Below are 5,627 nucleotides of genomic sequence, written 5' to 3'. Positions count from 1 at the left end.
CCCGCGCTCCCAGGGGGTCTGCGGCAACCATACGATCATGGCGCCGGCCGAGCATGAAATTGGTCATCCAGGGGGTGAAGACAAAGGCGACCGCGAGTGAGATTACCATCCCCAGTGACGCATTGATCGGGATCGGCGACATATAGGGCCCCATGAGCCCGCTGACGAAGGCCATGGGCAACAGGGCGGCGATGACGGTGAAGGTGGCGAGAATGGTCGGTCCGCCCACCTCATCCACGGCCGCGGGCATCAGGTCCAGGAGCCGGGCCTTGGAGATGACCATGTGCCGGTGGATGTTCTCCACCACCACGATGGCGTCGTCCACCAGGATGCCGATGGAGAAGATGAGCGCGAAGAGCGAGACCCGGTTCAGCGTAAAGCCCCAGGCCCAGGAGGCAAAGAGTGTCAGGGCCAGGGTGATGATGACGGCGGCGCCGACGATGATGGCCTCACGCCAGCCGACCGCGAGCCAGACCAGCAGGATCACGGAGGCGGTCGCAAAGACGAGCTTGCTGATGAGCTTCCTGGCCTTGGCGTCGGCGGTGGCGCCGTAATTGCGGGTGACCGTGACCTCGACCCCCTCCGGGATGAAGGTCCCCTGCAACTGCGCGAAGCGCTCGATCACGCGCTGCGCGACCTCCACGGCGTTCACCCCCTGCTGCTTGGCGACCGCGATGGTCACCGCGGGGGCGGTACCGGCCGGGGCGCTGCCGCTCTCCCGGACCCCGGGGCCGCCGCCCATCGAGACATAGCTTTGGGGTTGCTCCGGACCCTGCTCGATGCTCGCCACGTCGCGCAGAAAGACCGGGCGCCCGGCGTGCAGCCCCACCACCAGGTCACCGATCTCATCCGGGCTGGTCAGGAAGGTCCCGGCCTGGACCAGGATCTCCTGGTTCGCGGCGGTGACACTCAGGTTGTCCACCCCCCGGTTGCCCGCCTGCAGGGCACGGCGCAGGTCGCCCAAGTCGATCCCGTACCCGGCCAGGGCCTGGGGTTGCAGGAGTACGCGCACCGTCTGGCGCGGCACCCCAACGGTATAGACGTCCCGGGTGCCGTCGACGCGCTTGATCTCCTGCTCCAGGGCATGGGCAACCTGACCCAGTTCAAAGGCGCCGACCGCGGCATCCTTGGACCAGAGGGTGGCCGTGATGATGGGTACATCGTCGATCCCCTTGGGCTTGATGATGGGGGTACCGACACCGAGGGTGGGCGGCAGCCAGTCCGCATTGCTCTGCACCTTGCTGAACAGGCGCACCACGGCATCGGTGTTGTCCTCCCCGACCTTGAACTGGACGCTGACCACCGCCATCCCCGGGCGCGAGACCGAGTAGACGTGCTCGATACCCTTGATCTCGGACAAGACCTGCTCGGCCGGCCCGGCCACCAGATGCTCGACCTCGGCGGCCGAGGCACCGGGGAAGGGGATGAAGACATCGGCGAAGGTGACGTTGATCTGCGGCTCTTCCTCGCGCGGCGTGACCAGCACGGCAAAGACCCCGAGCAGCAGGCCCAGGATGGCCAGGAGCGGCGTGATGGCGGTCGCCTGAAAGCCCTGGGTGATGCGGCCCGCCAGGCCCAGGCGCTCAGTCATGTTGGTCTCCCGCCACCGGGCGAGCGGCGGCCTGGGCCTTGCGCAGCACCCCGGCGGCGATCGGGTCCAGGGCCACCTGCTCACCCGCGGTGAGACCGGAGAGCACCACGACATCGCCTGCCAGGGCGCGCCCCAGGCGCACCTGGCGCAAGTGCACCCGCCCGGAGGCATCCACCACATAGACCCCCTTGACCTCGGAGCGGTGCACCACGCTCGCCTGCGGCACCGCCAATTCCGCCTTCTCGCCCACCACAAAGCCGATCTTCACGAACATGCCGGGGAACAGGCGGCTGGCCCCGGGGGCCGCGCCAGCGGGCAGGTCCACCCGCACCTTGAAGGTGTTGGAGCCGGAATCGGCGTAGGGGAAGACGGTGACGGCCCCGGACTCGAGCGGGGTACCGTCCGGGAGATAGACCAGGGCCCGGGCCCCGGCGCGCACCGGGCCGATCAGGCTCTGGGGCACGTCCACGGCCACCCGCAGGGTATCGAGCGAGATACCGCTCACCAGCGGCTGGCCGGGGCTCGCCATCTCCCCCACCGACACCTTGCGCTCGGTCAGGATGCCCGAATAGGGCGCGCGGATCTCGGTGTATTTCAACTGCTCCTGGGCCTGCGCCAGACGGGCGCCGGCGGCGTCCAGGGCGGCCTGGGCGCCGGCCAGTTCCGCGGTCGCCTTGTCCATCGCCGAATCGGAGACGTTCTTCTTGTCGAACAGCCCCTTGAAGCGGGCGTGCTCGTCGCGCGCCTGCTTCACCTGGGCGGTGGCGGACTTGAGATCCGCCGTCGCCTGGGCGACCCGGGCGCGGTGCTCGGTGTCCTTGAGGCGCACGACCACGGTGCCCTTCTCCACATAGTCGTCCACGTCGAACAGGATCTCCTGAACCTGGCCCTGGGTCTGGGCGGAGACGGTGGAGCGGTTGACCGCCTCCACGATGCCGTCCAGGCGATACTCCCGGGGGACGGTGCGCGACACGACCACCGCGGTCGCGAGAGTGCTTGCGGCCTGGGGCGCGGCCGGGTTCGCAACGGGGGGATCGGCCGGCGCCGGCGGGTCGGCGGCCAGGGTCTGGAAGGCGAAGAGCGCGGTCAGGACCGCGCAGGGCTTGAGGAGACGCATGGTGGCGGCACCGGATAAATATTAGCGATCCCTTATATAAGGCAAAGCGGCCGTCGATTCAACCTCCGCGTGCGGTCTCGCGAGGCGCGTGTCGGCCAAGTCTTCGAGAGCCTGGGCCTTGGCGACCTCACATCCCGGCCGGCGCTCCCGCCGACAACTCGCACTCCGCCAACATGGCCGCGCGCAGCCACTCCGCCGTGCATAGTCCCCGATCCCGGCAACCTGCTGATACGCTTCTCAAGTGACTGCTTGTTGACATTGCTGTAAGCCTTTTATTTATAAGCGTCGCAGCTTAAGTCAGTGCCATTCGGTACTGACCCCTTTTTCCACGGACCCCTTTTTCCACGCACGTCCTAGGCACGACTGGCGTTACTGTGAATAAAGAACGAGTCGTTACCCAGCTACGGGAGTTGGCAGAACAAGTAGCGTCTGGTGCGATTAGTTGTCATGAACTTAAGCACACAGATGGCTCAATAACTTTTTCGGTCAACACTACACCAGTGCCATCGAGATCGTCACGAAATGAAAGACAGCGATCGATATCACAAGTGGGTGGAGTGGAGCGACGAAGATCAAGTGTACCTCGGTGGGTCAAGGTCATCGCCCTCGGGTTCATCCAGGTGTAGGAACCCATACGCCTATTCGGAAAACGCCGCGGCGCCCCCCGCCAACTCACCGAGCGCCGCGACGATCGCCTGATCCTCGGCGCGCTCGGCCACCCGCACCCGGCGGAAGCCCAGACCCAGTGCGGTCGCCGCGGTGCGCTCGCTGATCACCACCAGCGGGGTGGCGAGCAGCAGGTCGCGCCCCTCGGCACCCAGCATCTCGACCAGGTTTTGCAGGACCTCGTCGCTGGTGGCAATGGCAAGCCCGACGCGCGTCGGCCAGTCGGCGACCAGGGCGCGGGCGTCGACCGCGGGGCGCACCCGCCGATAGACCTCCGCGAACTGGACCCGGGCCCCGCGGCCGGCGAGCACCTCCCCGAGCAGGGCGCGTCCGCCCTCCCCGCGCACGATCAGGACCCGCCGACCGGCCATCGCCGCCAACTCGGGCATGGCCGTCAGGGCCTCGCTGTCGAAGCGCTCGGGCGGGACCAGGTCGGGCGCGCGCCCGGCCGCGGTCAGCGCGGCGGCGGTCGCGCGCCCGATCGCCGCCAGTCGTGTCACCCGCGGCCAGGTGCCATCGAACCCGAGTGCCAGGGCCAGCTCGACGGCGTTGCGACTGGTGAAGACCATCAGGTCCCAGTCCTCGCCAAGCAGGATGCGGGCCGGTTCCGGGTCGGCGACCGGGCAGATCTCGATGGTCGGAAAGGCCAGTGGCCGACCACCCGCCGACTCGATCAGGCGGCACAGCGGCTGCGCCTGCGCCTGGGGTCGGGTGACCAGGACCCCGATCCCCGCCAGCGGGTGGGTGCTGCTCATAGCGCTTGCAGGGCGCTCAGGATCTCGCCCGCGCCTTGGGCCAGCAGGGCGTCCGCCACCGCCGCGCCCAGGGCCTCAGGGTCGTCCTGCGGACCCCGCGCCTCGGCCCGCAGGATGCGCGAGCCGTCCGGGTCGCCCACCAGGCCGCGCAGGTGCAGTTGTCCGTCGGCCAGGGTCGCGTAGCCCGCGATCGGCACCTGACAACCCCCGTGCAGGCGGGCGTTCATGGCCCGCTCGGCGCGGACCCGCAGGGCCGTGGGCGCGTGGTGGAGCACGGCGATCAGGTCATGAACGCGCGGATCGACGGCGCGGCACTCGATGCCGATGGCCCCCTGACCGATCGCCGGCAGGCTCTGTTCGGCGGTGATGAAGCTCCTGATGCGCGTCTCGAAGCCCAGGCGGATCAGCCCGGCCGCGGCCAGGATGACGGCGTCATAGTCACCCGCGTCCAGCTTGGCCAGGCGGGTGTTGACATTGCCGCGCAGCGGCTCGATGCGCAGGTCCGGGCGGCGCTCGGCGAGCTGACACTGGCGGCGCAGGCTGGAGGTCCCCACGCAGGCGCCCTGGGGCAACTGGTCCAGGGTCTCGAAGCGGTTGGAGACGAAGGCGTCGCGCGGGTCCTCGCGCTCCAGGATCACCGGCAGGTGCAGGCCCTCCGGGAACTCCACCGGCACGTCCTTTAAGGAATGCACCGCGATGTCCGCCTCCCCCGCCAACATCCCCTGCTCCAGTTCCTTGACAAACAGCCCCTTGCCGCCGACCTTGGCGAGCGGCGCGTCGAGGATGCGGTCCCCCTTGGTGGTCATCCCGATGATCTCCACCCGCAACCCCGGGTGGGCGGCCACCAGGGCGGCGGTCACATGCTCGGCCTGCCACATGGCGAGCGGTGATTTGCGGGTGGCGATACGCAAGGTCTCGGACATGGTTTCGATACTCAACTTCTTGGGGCTAGCCGCCTATCTTACCAGGAAGCCCGAAAGGGTCGCTCCCGGTTCTGCCGCAGGCGTTGTTGCCTCCCGCATGGGAGACCACGACGAGGCCGTGACGGCTTGCGCAGTCCGTGGCGGCTGACGCCGCTCCCACCGGATCGTCGCGGCGGTAACGGATTCGCCGGAACCGCGTTCTGCGGCTATGATCCGTGCCAGCTACGGCCATGTCGGCCGCCGCGGGGGGCGGGCCCATGAATCCAGCGCTCGGAGGGCTTGAACTGTTGCGATTAAAGTTGTACATTTTTGCCAAACATGAGCAAAAAAGTGTACAAAGTAAGGATAGGGGAGGCGGCGGAAGCTTTTGGGGTTTCGCCCGCGACCGTGCGCCGCTGGGAGACCAGTGGCAAGATCACGGCCGAGCGCACCCCCGGCGGACAGCGCCGCTACGACCTGTCGGCGCTGCTGCCCGACAAGTTCAGCCTCGATTCGCCAACGCGACGCACCGTCGCCTATGCCCGTGTTTCGTCGCATGATCAATCCGCAGACCTTGAACGCCAAAAGCAAGTTCT

General features: G+C 68.0%; 5 protein-coding genes. 1 reads left to right on the top strand and 4 read right to left on the bottom strand.

The genetic code is table 11. The annotated features are described in order from the left end of the window. The 4 genes from QZY48_RS22000 to hemC all read right to left on the bottom strand — a co-directional run. On the bottom strand, window positions 1–1,591 hold a 1,591-nt coding region (locus QZY48_RS22000; RefSeq protein ID WP_295435169.1), incomplete at its 3' end, for an efflux RND transporter permease subunit. After that, on the bottom strand, window positions 1,584–2,708 hold the full coding sequence (locus tag QZY48_RS21995) for an efflux RND transporter periplasmic adaptor subunit (protein WP_295435167.1): 1,125 nt from the start codon (window positions 2,706–2,708) through the stop codon (window positions 1,584–1,586). The genes QZY48_RS22000 and QZY48_RS21995, both read right to left, overlap by 8 nt. Before the next feature lie 638 nt (window positions 2,709–3,346). Continuing rightward, window positions 3,347–4,129 (bottom strand): uroporphyrinogen-III synthase, encoded by a 783-nt coding sequence (locus tag QZY48_RS21990; RefSeq protein WP_295435165.1) that lies wholly within the window; start codon window positions 4,127–4,129, stop codon window positions 3,347–3,349. Further along, the gene (hemC, locus tag QZY48_RS21985) at window positions 4,126–5,052 is read right to left on the bottom strand and encodes a hydroxymethylbilane synthase (protein ID WP_295435163.1); all 927 of its coding nucleotides are present in this window, start codon (window positions 5,050–5,052) and stop codon (window positions 4,126–4,128) included. Before hemC ends, QZY48_RS21990 begins: the two co-directional genes overlap by 4 nt. Before the next feature lie 318 nt (window positions 5,053–5,370). Between hemC and QZY48_RS21980 the strand changes: the two genes are divergently transcribed. Continuing rightward, window positions 5,371–5,627, top strand: a 257-nt coding sequence (locus QZY48_RS21980; protein ID WP_295435161.1) for a MerR family DNA-binding transcriptional regulator, incomplete at its 3' end; no start/stop codon positions are given.

This window comes from uncultured Thiodictyon sp., from assembly GCF_903828115.1.
Lineage (GTDB): Bacteria > Pseudomonadota > Gammaproteobacteria > Chromatiales > Chromatiaceae > Thiodictyon.
This window is presented reverse-complemented; position numbering and strand designations above follow the sequence as displayed.